This window comes from Actinomycetospora flava (assembly GCF_037400335.1).
Lineage (GTDB): Bacteria > Actinomycetota > Actinomycetes > Mycobacteriales > Pseudonocardiaceae > Actinomycetospora > Actinomycetospora flava.
This window is the reverse complement of the sequence record NZ_JBBEGM010000007.1, coordinates 50,634-70,645: the sequence shown is the minus strand read 5'-3', so window position 1 is coordinate 70,645 and position 20,012 is coordinate 50,634. Positions and strand designations below refer to the sequence as shown.

Annotated in this window: 19 protein-coding genes; 12 read left to right on the top strand and 7 right to left on the bottom strand. The window is 72.4% G+C overall.

From position 1 onward, the window contains the following. Positions 1 to 37: 37 nt before the first annotated feature. Positions 38 to 2,194 carry a 3-hydroxyacyl-CoA dehydrogenase NAD-binding domain-containing protein gene (locus WCD58_RS17405; protein WP_337704593.1) on the bottom strand — a complete coding sequence of 719 codons (2,157 nt, stop codon included), beginning with the start codon at positions 2,192 to 2,194 and terminating at the stop codon, positions 38 to 40. A 58-nt stretch (positions 2,195 to 2,252) separates the two neighbouring features. Next, positions 2,253 to 3,461: an acetyl-CoA C-acetyltransferase gene (locus WCD58_RS17400; RefSeq protein ID WP_337704319.1), complete on the bottom strand. Its 1,209-nt coding sequence runs from the start codon at positions 3,459 to 3,461 to the stop codon at positions 2,253 to 2,255. A 158-nt stretch (positions 3,462 to 3,619) separates the two neighbouring features. Here WCD58_RS17400 and WCD58_RS17395 point away from each other — a divergent pair, with 158 nt between their 5' ends. From WCD58_RS17395 to WCD58_RS17380, 4 genes are all read left to right on the top strand, one after another. Beyond that, complete coding sequence (locus tag WCD58_RS17395) at positions 3,620 to 5,383, top strand: GMC family oxidoreductase N-terminal domain-containing protein (protein ID WP_337704318.1); 1,764 nt, start codon at positions 3,620 to 3,622, stop codon at positions 5,381 to 5,383. Between the two features lie 8 nt (positions 5,384 to 5,391). Then, positions 5,392 to 6,123 carry an acetoacetate decarboxylase family protein gene (locus tag WCD58_RS17390; RefSeq protein WP_337704317.1) on the top strand — a complete coding sequence of 244 codons (732 nt, stop codon included), beginning with the start codon at positions 5,392 to 5,394 and terminating at the stop codon, positions 6,121 to 6,123. After that, entirely contained in the window at positions 6,120 to 6,719 is a 600-nt protein-coding gene (locus WCD58_RS17385) for a TetR/AcrR family transcriptional regulator (RefSeq protein WP_337704316.1), read from the top strand. The genes WCD58_RS17390 and WCD58_RS17385 overlap by 4 nt, the downstream gene beginning before the upstream one ends. A 70-nt stretch (positions 6,720 to 6,789) precedes the next feature. Beyond that, complete coding sequence (locus WCD58_RS17380; RefSeq protein ID WP_337704315.1) at positions 6,790 to 7,425, top strand: TetR/AcrR family transcriptional regulator; 636 nt, start codon at positions 6,790 to 6,792, stop codon at positions 7,423 to 7,425. A gap of 48 nt (positions 7,426 to 7,473) precedes the next feature. Here WCD58_RS17380 and WCD58_RS17375 read toward each other — a convergent pair whose 3' ends face one another. Both WCD58_RS17375 and WCD58_RS17370 read right to left on the bottom strand, forming a co-directional pair. After that, positions 7,474 to 8,514: an LLM class F420-dependent oxidoreductase gene (locus tag WCD58_RS17375; protein ID WP_337704592.1), complete on the bottom strand. Its 1,041-nt coding sequence runs from the start codon at positions 8,512 to 8,514 to the stop codon at positions 7,474 to 7,476. A gap of 5 nt (positions 8,515 to 8,519) precedes the next feature. Continuing rightward, positions 8,520 to 9,662, bottom strand: a complete 1,143-nt coding sequence (locus WCD58_RS17370; protein ID WP_337704314.1) for an acyl-CoA dehydrogenase family protein — start codon at positions 9,660 to 9,662, stop codon at positions 8,520 to 8,522. A 211-nt stretch (positions 9,663 to 9,873) separates the two neighbouring features. Here WCD58_RS17370 and WCD58_RS17365 point away from each other — a divergent pair, with 211 nt between their 5' ends. The 3 genes from WCD58_RS17365 to WCD58_RS17355 all read left to right on the top strand — a co-directional run bounded on the left by WCD58_RS17365 (position 9,874) and on the right by WCD58_RS17355 (position 12,444). Next, on the top strand, positions 9,874 to 11,412 hold the full coding sequence (locus tag WCD58_RS17365; protein ID WP_337704313.1) for a long-chain-fatty-acid--CoA ligase: 1,539 nt from the start codon (positions 9,874 to 9,876) through the stop codon (positions 11,410 to 11,412). 66 nt (positions 11,413 to 11,478) lie between these two features. Next, positions 11,479 to 11,730, top strand: a complete 252-nt coding sequence (locus WCD58_RS17360; RefSeq protein ID WP_337704312.1) for a hypothetical protein — start codon at positions 11,479 to 11,481, stop codon at positions 11,728 to 11,730. Positions 11,731 to 11,952: 222 nt separating this feature from the next. Continuing rightward, positions 11,953 to 12,444 (top strand): hypothetical protein, encoded by a 492-nt coding sequence (locus WCD58_RS17355; protein WP_337704311.1) that lies wholly within the window; start codon positions 11,953 to 11,955, stop codon positions 12,442 to 12,444. 143 nt (positions 12,445 to 12,587) lie between these two features. Here the strand turns inward: WCD58_RS17355 and WCD58_RS17350 are convergent, their stop codons facing one another. Next, a complete protein-coding gene (locus tag WCD58_RS17350; protein WP_337704310.1) occupies positions 12,588 to 13,427 on the bottom strand; it encodes an alpha/beta fold hydrolase in 840 nt (279 codons plus the stop codon). Positions 13,428 to 13,597: 170 nt separating this feature from the next. Between WCD58_RS17350 and WCD58_RS17345 the strand changes: the two genes are divergently transcribed. After that, a complete protein-coding gene (locus tag WCD58_RS17345) occupies positions 13,598 to 13,762 on the top strand; it encodes a hypothetical protein (protein ID WP_337704309.1) in 165 nt (54 codons plus the stop codon). A gap of 1 nt (position 13,763) precedes the next feature. On the opposite strand, the gene WCD58_RS17340 is transcribed toward WCD58_RS17345, so the two are convergent. Beyond that, the gene (locus WCD58_RS17340; protein ID WP_337704308.1) at positions 13,764 to 15,326 is read right to left on the bottom strand and encodes an acyl-CoA synthetase; all 1,563 of its coding nucleotides are present in this window, start codon (positions 15,324 to 15,326) and stop codon (positions 13,764 to 13,766) included. Positions 15,327 to 15,421: 95 nt separating this feature from the next. Here WCD58_RS17340 and WCD58_RS17335 point away from each other — a divergent pair, with 95 nt between their 5' ends. Beyond that, the gene (locus tag WCD58_RS17335; RefSeq protein WP_337704307.1) at positions 15,422 to 16,030 is read left to right on the top strand and encodes a TetR/AcrR family transcriptional regulator; all 609 of its coding nucleotides are present in this window, start codon (positions 15,422 to 15,424) and stop codon (positions 16,028 to 16,030) included. Positions 16,031 to 16,091: 61 nt separating this feature from the next. On the opposite strand, the gene WCD58_RS17330 is transcribed toward WCD58_RS17335, so the two are convergent. Further along, the gene (locus tag WCD58_RS17330; protein ID WP_337704306.1) at positions 16,092 to 16,931 is read right to left on the bottom strand and encodes a crotonase/enoyl-CoA hydratase family protein; all 840 of its coding nucleotides are present in this window, start codon (positions 16,929 to 16,931) and stop codon (positions 16,092 to 16,094) included. Between the two features lie 272 nt (positions 16,932 to 17,203). Here WCD58_RS17330 and WCD58_RS17325 point away from each other — a divergent pair, with 272 nt between their 5' ends. Genes WCD58_RS17325 through WCD58_RS17315 form a run of 3 tightly spaced genes read left to right on the top strand, consistent with a single transcriptional unit; the run spans position 17,204 to position 19,936 of the window. Beyond that, the gene (locus WCD58_RS17325; protein WP_133829652.1) at positions 17,204 to 17,398 is read left to right on the top strand and encodes a ferredoxin; all 195 of its coding nucleotides are present in this window, start codon (positions 17,204 to 17,206) and stop codon (positions 17,396 to 17,398) included. Between the two features lie 4 nt (positions 17,399 to 17,402). Further along, the gene (locus WCD58_RS17320; protein ID WP_337704305.1) at positions 17,403 to 18,659 is read left to right on the top strand and encodes an NAD(P)/FAD-dependent oxidoreductase; all 1,257 of its coding nucleotides are present in this window, start codon (positions 17,403 to 17,405) and stop codon (positions 18,657 to 18,659) included. Beyond that, positions 18,656 to 19,936: a cytochrome P450 gene (locus WCD58_RS17315; RefSeq protein ID WP_337704304.1), complete on the top strand. Its 1,281-nt coding sequence runs from the start codon at positions 18,656 to 18,658 to the stop codon at positions 19,934 to 19,936. The genes WCD58_RS17320 and WCD58_RS17315 overlap by 4 nt, the downstream gene beginning before the upstream one ends. The last annotated feature ends 76 nt before the right edge of the window (positions 19,937 to 20,012 follow it).

The following is a 20,012-nucleotide window of genomic DNA, read 5'->3' as shown; positions in this document are numbered from 1 at the left end:
GGGCGCCGTTCGGTCGTTCACGCCAGGCGTGCGCGGGTCACTCCCCGCGCAGGGACTGGCCCTTCTCCGCCTTCTCGACGAGCGAGGCCGGCGGCTGGAAGCGGTCGCCGTAGGCCTTGGCCAGGATGCGAGCGCGCTCGACGAACCCGGGCAGGCCGCCGGGGTAGCCGTCGATGTACTGGGCCACGCCGCCGGTCCAGGCCGGGTAGCCGATGCCCATGATCGAGCCGATGTTGGCGTCGGCGATGGTGTGCAGGACGCCCTCGTCGAAGCACTTCACGGTCTCGAGGGCCTCGGCGAAGAGCATGCGCTCCTGCATGTCCTCGAACGGCAGGTCGCCCTGGGCCGCGCCGAACTCCTCGGACAGGCCCGGCCACAGCCGCGTGCGCTTGCCCGACTCGTCGTACTCGTAGAACCCGGCGCCCGAGGAACGGCCCTTGCGGCCGAGCTCGACCATCCGGTCGACGATGGCGTCGGACGGGTGCCCGACCCAGGTGCCGCCGGCGGCCTCGACGCCCTTGCGGGTCTCCTCACGGATGTGCTGCGGCAGCGTCAGGGTCAGCTCGTCCATCAGCTGCAGCGGCGGGGCCGGGTAGCCGGCCTGCGACCCGGCCTGCTCGATCGACGACGGCGCGGCGCCCTCGCCCAGCATCGCCACGGCCTCGTTGATGAACGTGCCGATGACGCGGCTGGTGAAGAACCCGCGGCTGTCGGAGACGACGATCGGGGTCTTCTTGATCTGCAGGGCGATGTCGATCGCCTTGGCCAGCGTGGCGTCGCTGGTCTTCTCGCCCTTGATGATCTCCAGGAGCGGCATCTTGTCGACCGGCGAGAAGAAGTGCAGGCCGACGAAGTCCTCGGGCCGGTCGACGCCGGTCGCGAGGTCGGTGATCGGCAGCGTCGAGGTGTTCGAGCCCAGCACGGCGTCGGGCGCCAGGTGCGGGAGGATCTCGTTGAAGACCTTCTTCTTGAGGTCCGGGCTCTCGAAGACGGCCTCGATGACGAGGTCGGCGCCCGCGGCGTCCTCGGGCTTCTCGGTGGGCGTGATCCGGGCGAGGACCTCGTCGGCCTTCTCCTGGGTCGACTTCCCGCGCGAGACGGCCTTGTCGAGGATCTTCTTCGAGTAGTCCTTGCCCTTCTCGGCGTTGGCCAGGGCGACGTCCTTGAGGACGACCTCGAGGCCCGCCATCGCGCACGAGTACGCGATGCCCGCGCCCATCATCCCGGCGCCGAGCACGACCACCTTGCGGGCGGAGTGCTTCTCGTAGCCGTCGGGACGCGAGGCGCCCTTGTTGATGGCCTGCAGGTCGAAGAAGAACGCGCGGGTCATGTTCGTCGACACCTGGCCGCAGGCGAGCTCGGCGAAGTACCGCGACTCGATCTTCGCGGCGTTGTCGATGTCGACCTGCGAGCCCTCGACGGCCGCGTCCATGATCAGGTACGGCGCGGGCATCGGGGCGTTCTTGAGCTGCTTGCGCAGGTTGGCCGGGAACGCCGGGAGGTTCGCGGCGAACTTCGGCGTCGACGGCGTGCCGCCGGGGATCTTGTAACCCTTCTCGTCCCACGGCTGCACGGCCCCGGGGTTGTCCTTCACCCACTGCTTGGCGCGCGAGATCAGCTCGTCGGGGGTGTCGACGACCTCGTGCACGAGGCCCGCCTCGAGCGCGGCCTTCGGGGCGCGCTGCTGACCCTGGAGCAGGACGTTCATGAGGCCGTCGGCCAGGCCGAGCAGGCGCACGACGCGCACGACGCCGCCGCCGCCGGGCAGCAGGCCGAGCGTGACCTCGGGCAGCCCGATCTTCGAGCCCTTGGCGTCGAGGGCGATGCGGTGGTGGGTGGCCAGCGCGATCTCGAGGCCACCGCCCAGCGCCGCCCCGTTGATCGCGGAGACGACCGGCTTGCCCAGGGTCTCCAGGCGCCGCAGCAGGCCCTTGATCTCCTGGGACTGGTCGAAGACCTTCTGCGCGTCGGCCTTCGTGTACTTCACGAGGTCGTCGAGGTTGCCGCCCGCGAAGAACGTCTTCTTCGCCGAGGTCAGCACGACGCCGGTGATCGAGTCCTTCTCCGCCTCGAGGCGCTTCAGCGTCTCGGCGAAGTCCTCGCCCCACTTGGCGCTCATCGTGTTGGCCGAGGCGGTCGGGTCGTCCATCGTCAGCGTGACGATGCCGTCCCCGTCGGCCTCCCACCGGAACATGTTCTCGGACACTGCGCTGGCTGCTCCTTCGCTATCGGGATGACGTTCCGGGGGTGGGTCAGACCCGCTCGATGATGGTGGCGACACCCATGCCGCCGCCGATGCAGAGCGTGACGATGGCGCGGCGCAGGTCGCGGCGCTCGAGCTCGTCGACCATGGTCCCGACGAGCATGGCGCCGGTGGCACCGAGCGGGTGGCCGAGCGCGATGGCGCCGCCCGCGACGTTGGTGCGCTCGTGCGGGAAGCCGAGGTCCTTCATCAGCTTCATCGGCACGGCGGCGAACGCCTCGTTGATCTCGAGGAGGTCGATGTCGTCGACGGTCATGCCGGCCTTGGCCAGGACCTTCTCGCAGGCCGGCGTCGGGCCGGTCAGCATGATCGTCGGGTCGGCGCCGGAGACAGCGGTGGCGACGATGCGGGCGCGCGGGGTGAGGCCGTTCTGCTTGCCGGCCTCCTCGGTGCCGAGCAGCACCAGCGCGGCGCCGTCGACGATGCCCGAGCTGTTGCCGGGGTGGTGCACGTGGTTGATCGCCTCGACCCAGTGGTACTTCTGCAGCGCCACCGCGTCGAAGCCGCCCATCTCGCCGATGCCGGCGAACGACGGCTTGAGGCCCGACAGGCCCTCCAGGGTCGTCTCGCGGACGTGCTCGTCGTGGTCGAGCACGACGAGGCCGTTGCGGTCGACGACCGGGACGATCGAGCGCTCGAAGGCGCCGTCGGCCCACGACTTCGCGGCGCGCGTCTGCGACTCGAGCGCGTAGGCGTCGACGTCCTCGCGGCTGAAGCCCTCGAGGGTGGCGATGAGGTCGGCGCCGATGCCCTGCGGCACGAAGCTCGTCTTGAAGTTGGTCTCCGGGTCCATCGCCCAGGCGCCGCCGTCGGAGGCCATCGGGACGCGCGACATCGACTCGACGCCACCGGCGACGATGAGGTCCTCGAAGCCGGAGCGGACGCGCTGACCGGCCTGGTTGACGGCCTCGAGGCCCGAGGCGCAGAAGCGGTTGAGCTGCACGCCGCCGACGTGGTCGGGCAGGCCCGCCGCGATGGCCGCGGTCTTGGCGATGTCACCGCCCTGGTCGCCGATCGGGCTGACGCAGCCCAGGACGACGTCCTCGATCCGGTCCTGGTCGAGCGACGGGTTGCGCTTGCGCAGCTCGTCGATCAGGCCGACGACCAGCGACACCGGCTTGGTCGCGTGCAGCGAACCGGTCGCCTTGCCCCGGCCGCGCGGGGTGCGGAGGGCGTCGTAGATGTATGCCTCGGTCACGGGTGGGTCCCTTCGCGCGGGTGCGAGCCGACTGCTCTCAACAGTCACTATGGACTGTTTTGCGCTGGTGTCAACACGCGGGTCGGGCACTGTTACTCGTCGGTAGGGTTGCGCGTCTCTCGTTGACACGCTGCCAACGACTCACGAGGGTGACTCGCGTGGCTGACGTGCGCCCTGATCCCGGTCCGGACCCCGACTACGACGTCATCGTCGTCGGGTCCGGCTTCGGCGGCTCGGTGACCGCACTGCGTCTGACCGAGAAGGGTTACCGCGTCGGGGTGCTCGAGGCCGGCCGTCGCTTCGCCGACCACGAGTTCCCCTCGACGTCCTGGCACCTGCGCGACTACCTGTGGGCGCCCTGGGCCCGCTGCTTCGGCATCTTCCGGGCCGACCCGCTGCGCGACGTCCTCGTGCTCTCCGGGGCCGGTGTCGGCGGCGGGTCGCTGGTCTACGCGAACACGCTCTACCGCCCGCCGCGCGCGTTCTACGACGACCCGCAGTGGCGCGACATCACCGACTGGGCCGACGAGCTCGACACCGCCTACGACCAGGCGACCCGCATGCTCGGCGCCAACACCTACCCGCGCGTCTCGCCGTCGGACGCCGTCATGCGCGACGTCGCCGAGGAGATGGGCGTCGGCGACACCTACCGGGCCGCCGAGGTGGGCGTCTTCTTCGGCGCGGCGCCCGGCAACGAGGTGCCCGACCCGTTCTTCGGCGGCGCGGGCCCCGCCCGGCACGGCTGCCTGCACTGCGGCGAGTGCATGACCGGGTGCCGCCACGACGCCAAGAACACGCTGGTCAAGAACTACCTGTACCTCGCCGAGGCGGCCGGGGCGCGGGTGCACCCGATGACGACGGCGACGGCGATCCGCCCGCGCGGCGGCGACCTCACCGGCGCCTCGGGCTACGAGGTCGACGTGCGCGCCACCGGGCGTCCGGGCGGCCGGCGCACCCTGCGCGCCGGCCAGGTGGTGGTCGCGGCGTCGGCGCTCGGCACGCAGCGGCTGCTGCACCGGCTGCGCGGCTCCGGCGACCTGCCCCGCATCTCCCCGCGGCTCGGGGAGCTGTCGCGGACCAACTCCGAGGCGATCCTCGCCGCGCGCACCGCGAGCGAGAGCGTCGACTACACCCGCGGCGTCTCGATCACCTCGTCGATCCACCCCGACGAGCACACCCACGTCGAGCCCGTCCGCTACGGGCGCGGCTCCAACCTGCTCGCGCTGCTGTCCGCGGTGCTGGTCGACGGCACGGCCGCGGCGAAGGACGCCTCCCTCGGCGAACGGGGGCCGTCGGTGCGCCGGATCGTCGGCGAGCTCGTGCGGTCGCGGAAGACGCTGTGGGCGCTGCACCGGCCCCGGAACTGGGCCGAGCAGTCGATCGTCCTGCTCGTGATGCAGACCCTGGACAACTCGCTGACGCTGAAGCCCCGCCGGTTCCTGCGCGGGCTGCGCTCGCGGCCGGGGGCCGGCACGCCGAACCCGGCGTGGATCCCGGCCGGCCACGAGGTCTCGCGGCGCGTGGCCCGGCGGATGGGCGGCTTCCCGGTCGGCGCGAGCTCGACGCTGGTGAACCTGCCGGTGACCGGCCACTTCCTCGGCGGCGCGGTGATCTCCGAGACCCCGGAGACCGGCGTCGTCGACCCGTACCACCGGCTGCACGGGCACCCCGGCGTGCACGTCGTCGACGGATCCACCGTGCCGGCCAACCTCGGCGTGAACCCGTCGCTGACGATCACGGCGCTCGCCGAGCGGGCGATGTCGCTGTGGCCCAACCGCGGCGAGCCCGACCCCCGCCCGGCCCCGGGCGAGCCCTACCGCCGCGTCGCCGCCGTCGCGCCGGACCACCCCGCGGTGCCGGCGGACGCGCCCGGCGCGCTGCGCGTCGACCTGCCCCACCCGACTCTGGGAGTTCCGCTGTGACGAACCCTGTGACGAACCCTGGGACGACCTACCCGCCCGAGCCCTGGACGCTGGTCGGCCGGATGGACCTGTCGACCTTCCTGGTCCCGACCGACACGCTGCCGACCGCGACGTGGCCCGACGGCTGGAGCCCGCTCGCGCTCGGCGGGATCACGCCGGTCGGCGCGGCCTGGGTCGACTACGCCCCCGGCGGGGTCATGAGCTACCACGAGCTGCTCATCGCCGTCGCCGGACGCGTCGGCGCGCGGGTGCGCCCGCACATCGTCGCGATCTGGGTCGACAGCCCCGCGTCGCGCGACGGCGGCCGTGAGCTCTGGGGCATCCCCAAGGGGCTCGCGACCTTCACCGGCCTCGACGACGGCGCGCCGGCCATGACCCTCGAGGGCGCCGCGCGCCCCGCCGCCTCCGCCCGCCTGCGCCACGGCCCGCGCCTGCCCGGACGCCCGCGCGTCGGCTTCACCCTCGCCCAGGACCTCCACGGGCGATGCTGGGAGAGCCCGGTGACCACCCGCGCGGCGCTCGGCACGCTGACCGCCGACTGGCGCTTCGACCACGAGGGCCCGCTGCAGTTCCTCGCCGGCAGGCGCCCCGTCGTCTCGGCGACCCTCCACGACTTCGCCATGAGCTTCGGGATGACGCCGGCCGACCGGGAGAAGGACGAGCGGAAGGACGAGCGATGCGGCATCGCTGGCGTCACACGCCAGGATCGCCACACGCTCGGTTCCGCGACACGCCGATGACCGCTCCGGCCCGCGGTCGGCGTCTCGACCCCGACGCCCGTCGCGAGGAGATCGTCGCCGGTGCCCTGCGCCTGTTCGCCGCGCACCCGTACGCCGCGGTCTCCACGACCGACCTCGCCCAGGAGGCGGGCGTCGCCCGCGGGCTGATCAACCACTACTTCGGCACCAAGCGCGGGCTCTACCTCGAGGTCGTGCGCCGGCTGACGACCATCCCCGAGGTCGCCGTCGCCGAGCTGCCGCCGGGCACGGTCGACGTGCGGGCGGGCGCGGCGGTGGACTGGTTCCTGGACGCCGTCGAGCGCCACCGCGGCCTCTGGCTCTCGGTCGGCACGGGCGCGGCGGGCGACATCGACGTCGACGCGATCCTCGCCGAGGCCGACGAGATCGCCGCCGACCGCGTCCTCGCCGCCCTCACCCCGGACGCGCCGGACGACCCGTACCGGGCGCGCGTGCGCTCGTTCTTCGGCCTGGTGCGCTCGGCGTCCCGGGAGTGGCTGGTGCGCGGCACGCTCGATCGCGCCGGCACCCGCGCGCTCCTCGTCGACGTCCTCCTCGCCGTCCTGAGCGGTCCGGCCCACCTCGACAGTCAGGTTTGACCGTTCGCGTTCTCGGCGGCACGATCGTCTCCGCACGACCACGACCGGGGCACCTGGGGGAGGGATCGAGATGGCGAGCAGCCGCGCGGCGGCCGAGCCGGAACGGCGGTCCCGCGAGCAGCGGACGTCCGACAGCCGGACCCGCATCCTCGACGCGGCGGTGACCTGCCTCGTCGAGTCGGGCTACGCCGGCACGACGACGCTGACGATCCAGAATCGCGCCGGGGTGTCCCGCGGGCGCCTGCTGCACCACTTCCCGTCGAAGGAGAACCTGCTCGTCGCCGCGGCCCAGCACCTGGCGACCAGCCGCTTCGCCGAGGACGGTCTCGCGCGGGCGGACCTGCCGGCCGCCGACGTCGACGCCGACGCGCGCCTCGACCGGGCCGTCGAGGTCATGTGGTGGACCTACCAGCAGGCCTACTTCTGGGCCTCGGTCGAGCTGTGGACCGCGGCGCGCACCGACACGGCGCTGGCCGCGGCGCTGCTGCCCGCCGAGCGGCGCCTCGGGGCGGCGATCCGCCAGACCGTCGATGCGTTCTTCGAGGACTACGCCGACCCGGCGCGCGCCGCGCTGCTGCGCGAGACGTTGCTGACGAGCATGCGCGGGGTCGCCCTGACCTACGGCTTCGACCCCCGCGACCCGCAGACCGACCCGCACCTCGAGCAGTGGAAGCAGCTCGCCCGGATGATGCTGCTGCCGGAGTGATGCTGCTGCCGGAGTGATGCTGCTGCCCGAGGGCGGGTCGGCCGGGGGCTAGAGGAGCGACTTCAGCGTCTCGAGCGACGCCTTCACGGTGTCGTGGTCCGGCTCGAGGGGCTGGATGTTCAGCTGCGTGACGCCGGCCGCCTTGAACTCCCGGACCTGCTCGGCGACCTCGTCCTCGGTGCCGATCAGCGAGACGGCGTGGACGAGCTCCTCGGGCACCTTCTCCGCCGCCTCGTCCTTGCGGCCGGAGAGGTAGAGGTCCTGGATCTCGGCCGCCTCGTCGGCGAAGCCGTACCGCGCGGCGAGGTCGTTGTAGAAGTTCTTGCCCTTCGCGCCCATCCCGCCGACGTAGAGCGCGAGCTGCGGACGCACGTGCTCGCGCAGCTTGTCCGCGCCCGGCCCGACGGCGAACGGCACGTTGACCGACGTCTGCAGCTCGCCCAGCGCCGGGTCGCGACGGGCCTTGCCCGCCTCCAGCGACGATCCCCAGACCTCGTGCGCCTTGCCCGGGTGGAACCAGATCGGCTCCCACACCTCGGCGAGCTCCGCGGCCAGCTCGACGTTCTTCGGCCCGAGGGCGGCGAGCATGACCGGGATCCGGTCCCGCACCGGGTGGTTGATGAGCTTCAGCGGCTTGCCGAGCCCCGTGCCCTGCTCCGGGGGCAGCGGGACCGTGTAGTGCTTGCCGGAGTACTGCACCTTTTCGCGGCGCCACACCTGCCGGCAGATCTCGACGACCTCGCGCGTGCGGCCCACCGGGGCGTCGTACCTCAGCCCGTGGAAGCCCTCGATGACCTGCGGCCCCGAGGCGCCCATGCCGAGCACGAACCGGCCGTCGGAGACGTAGTCGAGGCCGGCCGCGGTCATCGCCGTCAGCGACGGGGTGCGCGTGTAGATCTGCACGATCCCGGACTCGATGTGCACCCGGGACGTCCGCGCCGCGATGTAACCGAGCTGGCTCACCGCGTCGAAGCTGTAGAGCTCCGCGACGCTGACCGCGTCGAGCCCGATCTCCTCGAGCTCGACGAGCTTCTCGACCGTCTCGCGGAAGCCGCCCTGGGCGTACGCGATCCCCATGCCGACCTTGATGGCGCTCATCCGAGGACCACCCGCCCGATGATCTCCTTCATGATCTCGGTGGTGCCGCCGTAGATCGTCTGCACGCGGGTGTCCAGGTAGGCCTTCGCCACCGGGTACTCCTTCATGTAGCCGTAGCCACCGTGCAGCTGCAGGCAGCTGTCGATGACCTCCTTGGCGGTCTCGCTCGACCAGTACTTGGCCATCGAGGCGTCGGCCGGGCCGAGCTTGCCCTCGCCGAGCTCGGTGATGCAGCGGTCGACGAAGGTGCGGGTGACGGCGAGCTTGGTCGCCATCTCGGCCGTCGAGAACCGGACCGTCTGGAGCTTCGCGAGCGGCTTGCCGAACGCGGTGCGCTCCTTGACGTAGGTGATCGTCTCCTCGAGGACCTTCTCCGCGCCCGCGATGGCGCCGACGGCGATCGAGAGGCGCTCGCGCGGCAGGTTCTGCATCAGGTAGATGAAGCCCTTGCCCTCCTCGCCGAGGAGGTTCGTGGCGGGCACGCGCACGTCGGTGAACGACAGCTCGGCGGTGTCCTGGGCGGACATGCCGATCTTCTCGAGGTTGCGGCCGCGCTCGAAGCCGGGGGTGTCGCGCTCGACGACGATGAGGCTGAAGCCGTGGGCGCCGGCGTCGGCGTCGGTCTTGCAGACGACGATCACCAGGTCGGACATGATGCCGTTGGTGATGAACGTCTTCTGACCGTTGATCACCCACTCGTCGCCGTCGCGGACGGCGCGGGTCTGGATGCCCTGCAGGTCCGAGCCCGTGCCCGGCTCCGTCATGGCGATCGCCGTGATCATCTCACCGGTGCAGAAGCGCGGCAGCCAGCGCTGCTTCTGCTCGTCGTCGGCCAGCTCGATGAGGTACGGCGCGATGACGTCGTTGTGGAGCGTGAAGCCCAGCCCGCTCGTGCCGGCCCGGGCGACCTCCTCGGTGACGATCCACTGGAAGCGCAGGTCGGGGGTGCCGCCGCCGCCGTACTCCTCGGGGACATCCATGCCGAGCAGGCCGGTCTTGCCCGCGGCCTGCCAGATCTCGCGGCTGACGTGGCCCTGCTTCTCCCACTCGGGGTGGTGCGGGACGGCCTCCTTCTCCAGGAAGTCCCGGACCATCTGCCGGAAGTCGTTGTGCTCGTCGGAGAAGATCGTGCGCTCCACCGGGTGGCCTCCACTGTGGGGATGTTCGGACGCCGTCGCGGTCCCCGGGGCGTCCCGGTGACCGTGCCGGTGCGGCTCAGCGTGGCTGCACCGGCGGGTAACAGTCAAGCCTGACTCTTCCACGGTTCCGTATGACCAGTTACGGTCGCGCCTGCCCTGTGGTCGGCGTCACGACTGCCCCGATATGTCCCCTTCTGTGTGGAGGTCTCCCGTGCCGTTCCGCCTGACCGACGTCGTGCGCCAGCACGCGAGCACCGCCGACCTGGTGGCGATGACGTTCGACGGACAGAACACCACCTACGCCGAGATGGACCGCCGCGCCGGCCTCGCCGCCCGCGCGATGGCCGCCGACGGCGTCGGTGCCGGTCACCGGGTGGTGTGGCTCGGGAAGAACCGGCCCGAGTTCTTCGACCTCCTCTTCGGCGCCCCGCGCGTCCGGGCGGGCACGGCGCCGCTGAACAACCGGCTCACCCACGACGAGCTCATCGCGATCATCGAGGACTCCGCGGCGCCGCTGGTGGTGCTCGGCCCGGACTTCGCCGACCTCCGCGGCCGCGTCGAGTCGCTGGACGCGGTGCGGCGCGTGCTGGTCGTCGGCGACGACTACGACGGCTGGCTCACCGCCTCCGACGAGGTGCTCGACCCGCCGGACGACGCCGAGGACGACGACTGCGTGCTGCAGCTCTACACCTCGGGCACCACGGGGCTGCCCAAGGGCGTCGTCCTCACCCACGTCCAGTTCGCGGCGCTGCTCTCGGTCGGCGACCACTGGGGCTTCGACACCGAGTCGGTCGGCCTGGTCGCGATGCCGCTGCTCCACATCGGCGGCTCGGGCTTCGCGCTGGTCTGCCTGTCGTTCGGGGCGCGGTGCGTCCTGATCGCCGACATCGTCCCCGACCAGCTCCTCGCGACGATGGAGGAGGAGGGCGTCACCAACGCCTTCCTCGTGCCCGCGGTGCTGCAGTTCCTCACGCAGGTGCCCGGCGCGGCCGACAAGGACTGGTCGAAGCTGCGCGCGATCGCGTACGGCGCCTCCCCGATCACGAGCACCGTGCTGAACCGCGTGCTCACGACGTTCCGCGCGCCGCTCTTCCAGGTCTACGGCTCGACGGAGACCACGGGCGCGATCAGCCAGCTCGACCCCGAGGACCACGACCCCGACGGCCCGCGCGCCCACCTCATGCGCTCGGCGGGCAAGGCGTACCCGTGGGTCGAGCTCAAGGCGGTCGACCCGGCGACCGGCGAGGACTCCGCCCCGAACGAGGTCGGCGAGATCTGGATCCGTTCGTCGCAGGTCACGCCCGGCTACTGGGCCCGCCCCGACGAGACGGCCCAGGCCCTGGCGGGCGGCTGGTTCCACACCGGCGACGCCGGCTACCTCGACGAGGAGGGCTATCTCTTCCTCACCGACCGGATCAAGGACATGATCGTCACCGGGGCCGAGAACGTGTACCCCATCGAGGTCGAGAACGTCCTGTCCGGCCACCCCGACATCGCCGACGTCGCCGTCATCGGCGTCCCGGACGAGCGGTGGGGCGAGACGGTGAAGGCCGTCGTCGTGGCCAACGAGGGCAGCGACATCGACACCGACGCGCTCCTGGAGTGGTGCAAGGAGCGCATCGCGGGCTTCAAGCGCCCGCGCTCGGTCGACGTCGTCGACGCCCTCCCGCGCAACCCGTCGGGGAAGATCCTCAAGAAGGACCTGCGCAAGCCCTACTGGGAGAACGCCGAGGGACGGCACATCGGCTGACCGCGGCGTCCGGCAGGGCGGGAGCCGGGCGCCGGCAGGCCGTCGGGGTCGTGCATCATCGTTTCGATGCCAGCCTTTGAATCGGATGCCGTCGAGGCCCTGCGCGAGGCGGCCCGGGCTCTCGCGGTCCGCGACGAGGCCGTGCCCGCGACGGGTGTCGACGATGGGACGCCCGCCACGTCGCAGGACGTCGCCGCGCTGCTCGACGGGCTCGTCCTGGGCCTCGGGCACCTCGAGCGCGGCGCGTCGATGGGCCGGCACCCGGCGCCCAGCCCGCGCAGCGGGGAGCGCCCGATCCCTCGCACCTGGCCGGTGTAGGTCCGCGTCCGGCGGAGAAGGACGAAGGGTTAACCACGTCCGCCGCTCCGCAATCGCCCTGCCCCCGGATTCGGTGTCCTGAACCGATCCAAGCTCCCGAGCCCTGTTTCCGCTGCTCAGGACTGGGGCAGGCTGTTGTCGACAGGCCGCGTCGGGCTTCGGGGGTTCGACGGAGGCCGTTCCGGGGTCGGCCCCGCTCCTGACGCTGGGGAGCAGTCAGGAGTGGGGGCCGACCCCTTCTTCATCTCTCCCACTGCACCGAGCCTGCGCTCGACGGACCAGTGCGCTCGATCGTGTGCGACGGAGGGCGTCACCCGCCGTGCGCGCGGGTACAGCATTCCCGTGACGGTTGAGAACACAGGCGTCGCGCTGGCCCGGCAGGCGACCGAGGCGTTGCGGCGCCTCGACGACGAGGGGCGAACCCTCCGGCCGGACGGCGTCGACCACTTCACGTGGACCGCGGACGTGCTCGACGAACTGGCGCGGCTGGCCGAGACGCTGGGCCGCGCGGTGGAGCACGTCTCGGGCGAACAGGCCTCCGGTGCCGAGTCGCACGCCCAGGCGCTGGCGACCGCGATCGTTGCGCACCGCAACTCGCTGCTGCGGCACGGGCGCGGCGAACGCCCTTCTCCGGGGGGCGGTGACCGGACGTTCCCCCGGGTCGTCGCCGAGCAACCTCGCGGGGGTATCACACCGGTGGCGGTTGCGGGCTGAAGCGCGACGTCTCGTGCGTTATGGCGTGAATCGCAACGCGGGCTCGACAATCCCGCCGTAACATGACTTGTGTCGGCCGCGCCCCCCTCGGCCGACCATGGTTCCGGGAGCGCATCCCCCCGCGCTCCCGGAACCCCCAGCTTCTACGCGGCCCGCAGCTGCTCCAGCACGAGGTCGGCGAGCCGGTCCGGGGTCTCGTCCGGGATCCAGTGGCTCACCCCGCTCAGCACCTCCAGCCGGTAGGGCCCCGTCACCCAGCGCGGCGTGCCGTCCACCGCCGCCCGGGAGATGGCGACGTCCCCGTCGCTCCACACCAGCAGCGTCGGCACCGCGACGGTCAGCTGCAGGCCCTTGTGCTCCCAGAACGGCATGGCGCGGTACCAGTTCACCGCTCCGGTGACGGCGGGCCGCAGTCCGCCCTTCGCCGCGAGCGCCGCCTCGTCGCGGCGGGCGCGCTCCGGGCTCTGTCCCGCGCGGCGGGCCGCGCCGGCCAGACCACCGGTCCGCCCGAGGACCCGCTCGGCGGCGAACGGGAGCTGGAAGAAGTACATGTACCAGGACAGCGCGCCCTGCCGGCTCGTCACCATCGCCTTCACGAACGCCGCCGGGTGCGGCACCGACACCGCGGTCAGGGTCCGGACCCGCTCGGGGTGCAGCGCGGCGAGGGCCCATCCGACGACCGCGCCCCAGTCGTGGCCGACGACGTGCACGGTCCCGGCGCCCGCGGCGTCGGCGAGGGCGACGACGTCGTCGACGAGCTCCTCGACGCGGTAGGCGCGCCGGCCCTCGGGACGCGCGCCCGGGGAGTAGCCGCGCTGGTCGGGCGCGAGCACGCGGTACCCCGCGTCGGCGAGACGGCGGGCGACGGGCTCCCAGCTCGCCGCCGTCTGCGGGAAGCCGTGCAGCAGCAGCACGGGCTCGCCGTCGCTGGGGCCGTACTCGGTGACGTCGAAGCGCAGCGCGCCGCGGGTGAAGGAGTCCACGGCCCGATCGTGCCGCGCCGGGACCCGTTGCGTCGATCTTGGGGACACCCGATCGCGACACTCCGTCCAAGTGGCCACCCCGGGAGCGGGGGTCGCGTTACGGTCGGTGCGCGCCGCCCCCGCCCCGGGACGCGGCGCGGGGGCCGGGACGACGGGAGCGGCGCGAGCGCATGTCCAAAGGGTTGAAGCGGTTCCTGATCCTGGTCGTCGTGGCCGTCCTGCTGTTCTTCGTGATCTCCTCGCCCGAGGGCGCGGCCGACGTCGTCCGGTCGATCCTGGCGATCATCGGGAACGCGCTGTCCTCGATCGCCCAGTTCTTCCGCTCGCTGTTCTGAGCTAGACCACCGCGAACTCCCCGGCCGCGTAGCGCTCGCGCAGCCGGTGCTTGACGAGCTTGCCGGTGGGCGTGCGCGGCAGGTCGTCGGTGAACACCAGGCGCCGCGGCGTCTTGTACCGCGCGATCCGCCCGCGGACGTGCTCGAGCAGCTCCTCGGCCAGGGCGTCCGACGGCTCGTGGCCCGGCGCCGGCTGGACGACGGCGAACACCGACTCGCCCATCTCGTCGTCGGGCACGCCGATCACGGCGACGTCGTACACCGCGTCGTGGAGGGTGAGGACGTCCTCGATCTCCTGCGGGTAGATGTTCACGCCACCCGAGATGATCATGAAGCTCTTGCGGTCGGTGAGGTAGAGGAAACCGTCCCCGTCGACGTAGCCGAGATCGCCCGTCGTCGTCCACGTCTCGTGCTCGGGGTGCTGGCTGCCGCGGGTCTTCTCGGGGTCGTTGTGGTACTCGAACGGCACCCGGTCGCGCTCGAAGTAGACGGTGCCGACCTCGTTCGCCGCGAGCTCGCGCCCCCTCCCGTCGTCGCTGTCGTCGCAGACGTGGATGGTGCCGAGCCCGGCCAGTCCGACCGAGCCGGGGCGCTCGAGCCACTGCTGGGAGTTGATGAACGTGATCCCGTTGGCCTCGCTCGAGCTGTAGTACTCGTGGAGCACCGGGCCCCACCAGTCGATCATCGCCCGCTTGACGTCGACGGGGCACGGGGCCGCGGCGTGGATCGCCACGCGCAGGCTGGAGACGTCGTAGCGGTTCCGCGTCTCCTCGGGCAGCTTGAGCATGCGGACGAACATCGTCGGCACCCACTGGCTGTGGGTGACGCGGTAGCGCTCGATCGCGGCCAGGGCCTGCTCCGGGTCGAAGCGGTGCATCATCACGACGGTGCCGCCGCTGGACTGGATCGTGGCGCCGAAGCGCAGGGGCGCGGCGTGGTACACAGGCGCCGGCGAGAGGTAGACGGTGTCCTCGCCGAAGCCGTACATCGGCACGAACACCGCGAGGTAGAGGTCGCCCGGCTCGTCGATCTGCCGGTCGACGAGGTTCGGCTTGATCCCCTTGGGCCGGCCGGTGGTGCCGGAGCTGTAGAGCATGTCGCCGCCGCGGGGCTGGTCGGCCATCGGCTCGGCGCTCCAGGGGCCGACGACCTCGTCGTAGTCGCGGTGACCCGGCACGGGACCGCCGAAGGCGAGGCGCAGCGTCACGTGCGGGGTCCGCTCGACGATCGCCTCGGCCAGCTCGTCCTTCGCCGCCGAGACGACCAGGGCGCGGGCCCCGCAGTCGTCGACGATGTAGGCGGCCTCGTCGGGGGAGAGGTGGTGGTTGACCGCCGTGACGAGCAGGCCCGCGCGCTGGGCGGCCCAGTAGACCTCGAAGACCCGGGGATGGTTGTCCGAGAGGAGGGCGACGACGTCGCCGCGGCGCAGGCCGTGCTCGTGCAGCGTGCGCGCCAGGCGCACCGAGCCGTCCTCGAGCTGGCGGTAGGTCAGGCCCTCGCCGGTCTCGGCCATGATCACCGCGGGGCGGTCGGGGTGGGTGGCGGCGAACGTCCCGGGATACATCGTCGTCTCCTCGGAGATCACGTCTGGGCGGGCGGCCGTAGAGTAGATTATGTTCTGTTCGAGGGGAACCGACCGCGTGCGGGAGGACGACGCCGATGCCCACGGCGACCCGGCAGGCCTACTTCGACCAGGCCCTGCGCCTGCTCGCCCGCGAGGGGCGCAACGGCCTGCGCATCGGGCGGCTGTGCACCGCGGTCGGCGTCACCAGCGGGTCGTTCTACCACCACTTCGGCAGCTGGGAAGGCTTCGTCGCGGCGCTGCTCGAGCACTGGGAGCGCGAGGAGGTCGGGCGGATCGTCGAGCTGGTCCACGCCAGCGACGACCCCGTCGAGCGGGTGACGCTCATGAAGCACCTCGCCCTGACCATCCCGCACGAGGCCGAGACCGCGATCCGCGCCTGGGCCACGATCGACCCGGTCGTCGGGGCCGCCCAGCGCGCGGTCGACCGGGGACGCGTACAGGCGCTCGCCGACGTCCTCGTCCCCGTGGTCGCCGACGTGCGCGTGCGCGAGCGCCTCGCCGCGCTCGGGATCGCGGTGCTCGCCGGGCACCAGCAGATCGCGGGCGTCGTCGACGTCGAGCTCTCGGCGCTGCTCGACGAGTTCGAGGTCGCCGTGCGGTCGCACGCCGACGCGGACTGGGAGTCGCCGGAGCCGGAGGCGGACCCCTGGCGGGCGGAGGCCCCGGCGCGCGAGGAGCGGTGATCGATGCGGAATCACCGGCGTCTGACGCCAGCGATGCCGCATCGCCCGCACCGGAGGTGCCTCAGTCGGCGTAGTCCGGGGCGCGGCCCTGGGCGAACGCGGTGACGGCTTCGGTGAGGTCGTCGGAGATCAGCGCCGAGGCGTTCCACGTCGCGATCTGGTCCAGCCCGTCGGCGATCGAGTGGTCGCGGGCGTAGGTGATCGCGTGCTTCGTGCCGCGCAGGGCCAGCGGCGACTTCGCGGCGAGGCCGTGGGCGATCGCGGTGACGTGGGCGAGGAGCGCCTCGGGGTCGTCGGTCTCGACGCACTCGTTGACCAGGCCGGTGGCCGCCGCCTCGGTGCCGCGCACGTCGCGGCAGGTGTAGGCCATCTCGCGCGCCCGGCCCTCGCCGACGATCCGCGGCAGGCGCTGGAGCACGCCGACGTCGGCGGCGAGCCCCATGTCGACCTCCTTGAGCGAGAACTTCGTGCGCGGGGTCGCGTAGCGCAGGTCGCAGACCACGGCGAGGTCGAGCCCGGCGCCGACGCACGCGCCCTGGATCGCGGCGAGCACCGGGACCCGGCAGCGCTCGACGGTGGTCAGCACGTCCTGCAGGTCGAGGATCAGGCGCCGCAGCGCCTCGCGCGCCCGGCCCGGGTCGGCGCCCGCGGGGGCCATGCCCTGGATCTCGGCGAGCATCGAGAGGTCGATGCCGGCGCAGAAGTGCCTGCCGGCACCGGTGAGGACCACCGCGCGCACCCCGGGCTCGGTGTCGAGCGCGCGGAACGTCTCGCGCAGCTCGTGCCACAGGGTGCGGTCCAGCGCGTTCGCCGCCTGCGGGCGTTCGAGGCGCACGATCGCGACACCGCCGTCACGGGTCACCGACAGGGCCGTCGGGGCCTCCACGTCCAGCGTGCTCACCTCGGGTGCTCCTTCCGCCGTCCGCGCAGTCTCGGGCTCCGCTGCGCTCCGTCTCCTGGTCGCCGCCGACGCTCTCATGACCGGCACCGCGGGGGCTGGCCCTCGTGGCCGGTGTGGCGCGACGCGCTCTCCCGCGCTGTCGCGCTCGCTCACCGTGGGTGGTCGAATGGTGACGCAGGTCTCGCCTCCATAGCACAACGTACGTTATGGTCGCCGGCGCGCGGCCTCGGGCGAGCGCCGTCACGAGGACACCACCCGCGAGGAGGGCATCGATGAAGATTCAGGTGGACTGGGACAGGTGCACGGGGATGGGCATGTGCGAGTCGCTCGCCCCCGACGTGTTCGAGGTCGACGACGACGGCTCGCTGATCGTCCACGCCGAGGAGGTCCCGGAGGGGATGGAGAGCGACGTCCGCGAGGCCGTCGCCGCGTGCCCGACCGAGGCCCTGTCGCTCGAGGGCGAGTGAGCGCGTGACGCACCTGGTGGTGGTCGGGGCGTCGCTGGCCGGGCTCCGGGCCGTCGAGGCCGTCCGGCGCGACGGCTTCGACGGCGACGTGACGCTGGTCGGCGCCGAGGAGCACCTGCCCTACGACCGGCCCCCGCTGTCCAAGGAGTACCTCTCCGCCGACGAGATCTCCGATCCGCGCTACCGCGAGGAGGAGACGTTCGCCGGCGACCTCGACGTCGAGCTGGTGCTCGGCACGCCGGCGAGCGCCCTGGACACCGGGGCGCGCACCGTCACCGTCGGGGACCGCACGCTCTCCTACGACGGCCTGGTCATCGCCACCGGTGCGCACGCGCGCACCCTGCCCGGCACCGAGCACCTCGAGGGCGTGCACACCGTGCGCACCCTCGACGACGCGATCGCCCTGCGCGCCGCCCTGCGCGCCGAGCACGCGCAGCGGCTCACCGTCGTCGGCGCCGGGTTCATCGGCTCCGAGGTGGCCGCGGTCGGCCGGAAGCTGGGGCTCGAGGTGACGATCCTCGAGGCCCTCGAGACGCCGCTGGCCCGGGCGGTCGGCGAGCGGATGGGGCGCGCGCTGACCCACCTGCACCGCCGGCACGGCACCGACGTGCGCACCGGCGTGGCGGTGGAGGAGGTGCTGTCGACCGACGGCCACGTGCGCGCGGTGCGCCTGGGCGACGGCACCGAGGTGGACACCGACGTGCTGGTCGTCGGCATCGGCGCCCGACCCGCCACCGAGTGGCTCGAGGGCTCCGGGCTCACGGTCGACGACGGCGTCGTCGCCGACGAGACGCTCGCGGCCGCGCCCGGCGTGTACGTCGCGGGCGACGTGGCGCGCTGGCCGAACGCGCTGTTCACCGACGTGGTCGACGGCACCATGCGCCTCGAGCACTGGACCTCGGCCGCCGACCAGGGAGGGCGCGCCGCCCGCCACGCGGTCGACCCGACGGCGGCGAAGGCCTACGAGACCGTCCCGTACTTCTGGTCGGACTGGTACGACGGCCGCGTCCAGTTCGTGGGGATCGCCGCGGGCGACCACATCGAGGTCGTGGCCGGCGATGACGCCGAGGGCGGGCCGTTCACCGCGATCTACCGCGCCGGCGACCGGATCGTCGGCGCGCTGGCCGTCGACATGCCGGCCGAGGTCATGAAGTACCGGCGCCTCATCGGCGGGCGCAAGACCTGGGAGGACGCCCTCGAGCTCGCCGAGCAGCGCCGGCAGCAGCGGGAGGCGAAGGCCCAGCAGGGAGCGAGCACGTGACCACCACGGCACCGAAGCCCGACCTCGACCCCCTCGACCTGTCCTCGCTGGACTTCTGGGGCCGGTCGATGACCGAGCGGGACGCGACGTTCGCCGAGCTCCGGCGCGAGCGCCCGATCTCCTGGCACCGCCCGCCGGAGGGCATGCTCATGCCCGGCGACGACGACCCGGGGTTCTGGGCCGTCGTGCGGCACGAGGACATCGGCCACGTCAGCAAGAGCCCGAAGCTGTTCTGCTCCGGGCAGGGCGTCCAGTTCCAGGACGCGCCGCCGGAGATCCTCGAGGCGACCCAGTCGTTCCTCGCGATGGACGCGCCCCGGCACACGAAGCTACGCAAGATCGTCAGCGCGGCCTTCACCCCGAAGCAGGTGGCCCGGGTCGAGGACCGCATCGCCCAGCGCGCCCGCACGATCGTCGACGAGCTGCTCGATCACCTCTCCGACGGGTCCGACGGCGACTTCGTCCAGCTCGTCGCCAAGCGCCTGCCGATGGGGACGATCTACGACCTCATGGGCGCACCCGAGGAGTACCAGGACTCGCTCGCCGAGGCCGCCGACCTGCTCGTCGCCACCAACGACCCGGACGTGCTGGAGAACCTCGGTCTCGAGGACCCGGTGGCGGCCGCCGGCCAGGCCCTGCAGAACCTGCTGGGCCCCGCGATGGAGCTCGTCGAGGCCCGCCGCCGCGACCCCCGCGACGACCTCATGACCAACCTCGTGGCGGCCGAGGTGGACGGCGAGACCCTCACCGATCCCGAGATCGGCGCGTTCTTCGTGCTCCTGTCGGTGGCCGGCAACGACACCACCCGCAACACCATCGCCCACTCGATGCGCCGGCTCACCGAGCACCCCGACCAGCGCGCCTGGCTCACCGAGGACCTCGACGGCCGGATGCGCCCCGCCGTCGAGGAGTTCGTCCGGCACGCCTCGCCGGTACTGACGTTCCGGCGCACGGCGGTCGAGGACACCGAGCTGCGCGGGCACCGCATCGCGGCGGGGGACAAGGTCGTCATGTTCTACGAGTCGGGCAACCGGGACGACGAGGTCTTCGCCGACCCGCAGCGCTTCGACCTGTCACGCGACCCCAACCCGCACGTCGGTTTCGGGGGTGGCGGACCGCACTTCTGCATGGGCAACATGCTCGCGCGCACCCAGTTGCGGCAGATCTTCTCGCAGCTCCTGACGCGGGCCCCGGGCCTGAGCGTCGGCGAGCCCGAGATGCTGCGGAGCAACTTCGTGCACGCGGTGAAGACGATGCCCTGCGCGCTCGGGGGCTGAGGCTCGTCCCGGACGGGACGCGGGCGATGAGGGGGGCACGACGTGGTGCCGACGCGGGAGACGAAGCCTGCCGGAG

Bases quoted from the DNA above. Each gene is read 5' to 3' on its own strand.
- WCD58_RS17405 (WP_337704593.1), bottom strand. From the start codon at position 2,194: ATGTTCCGGTGGGAGGCCGACGGGGACGGCATCGTCACGCTGACGATG.
- WCD58_RS17385 (WP_337704316.1), top strand. From the start codon at position 6,120: ATGACCGCTCCGGCCCGCGGTCGGCGTCTCGACCCCGACGCCCGTCGC.
- WCD58_RS17380 (WP_337704315.1), top strand. From the start codon at position 6,790: ATGGCGAGCAGCCGCGCGGCGGCCGAGCCGGAACGGCGGTCCCGCGAG.
- WCD58_RS17360 (WP_337704312.1), top strand. From the start codon at position 11,479: ATGCCAGCCTTTGAATCGGATGCCGTCGAGGCCCTGCGCGAGGCGGCC.
- WCD58_RS17345 (WP_337704309.1), top strand. From the start codon at position 13,598: ATGTCCAAAGGGTTGAAGCGGTTCCTGATCCTGGTCGTCGTGGCCGTC.
- WCD58_RS17340 (WP_337704308.1), bottom strand. From the start codon at position 15,326: ATGTATCCCGGGACGTTCGCCGCCACCCACCCCGACCGCCCCGCGGTG.
- WCD58_RS17335 (WP_337704307.1), top strand. From the start codon at position 15,422: ATGCCCACGGCGACCCGGCAGGCCTACTTCGACCAGGCCCTGCGCCTG.
- WCD58_RS17325 (WP_133829652.1), top strand. From the start codon at position 17,204: ATGAAGATTCAGGTGGACTGGGACAGGTGCACGGGGATGGGCATGTGC.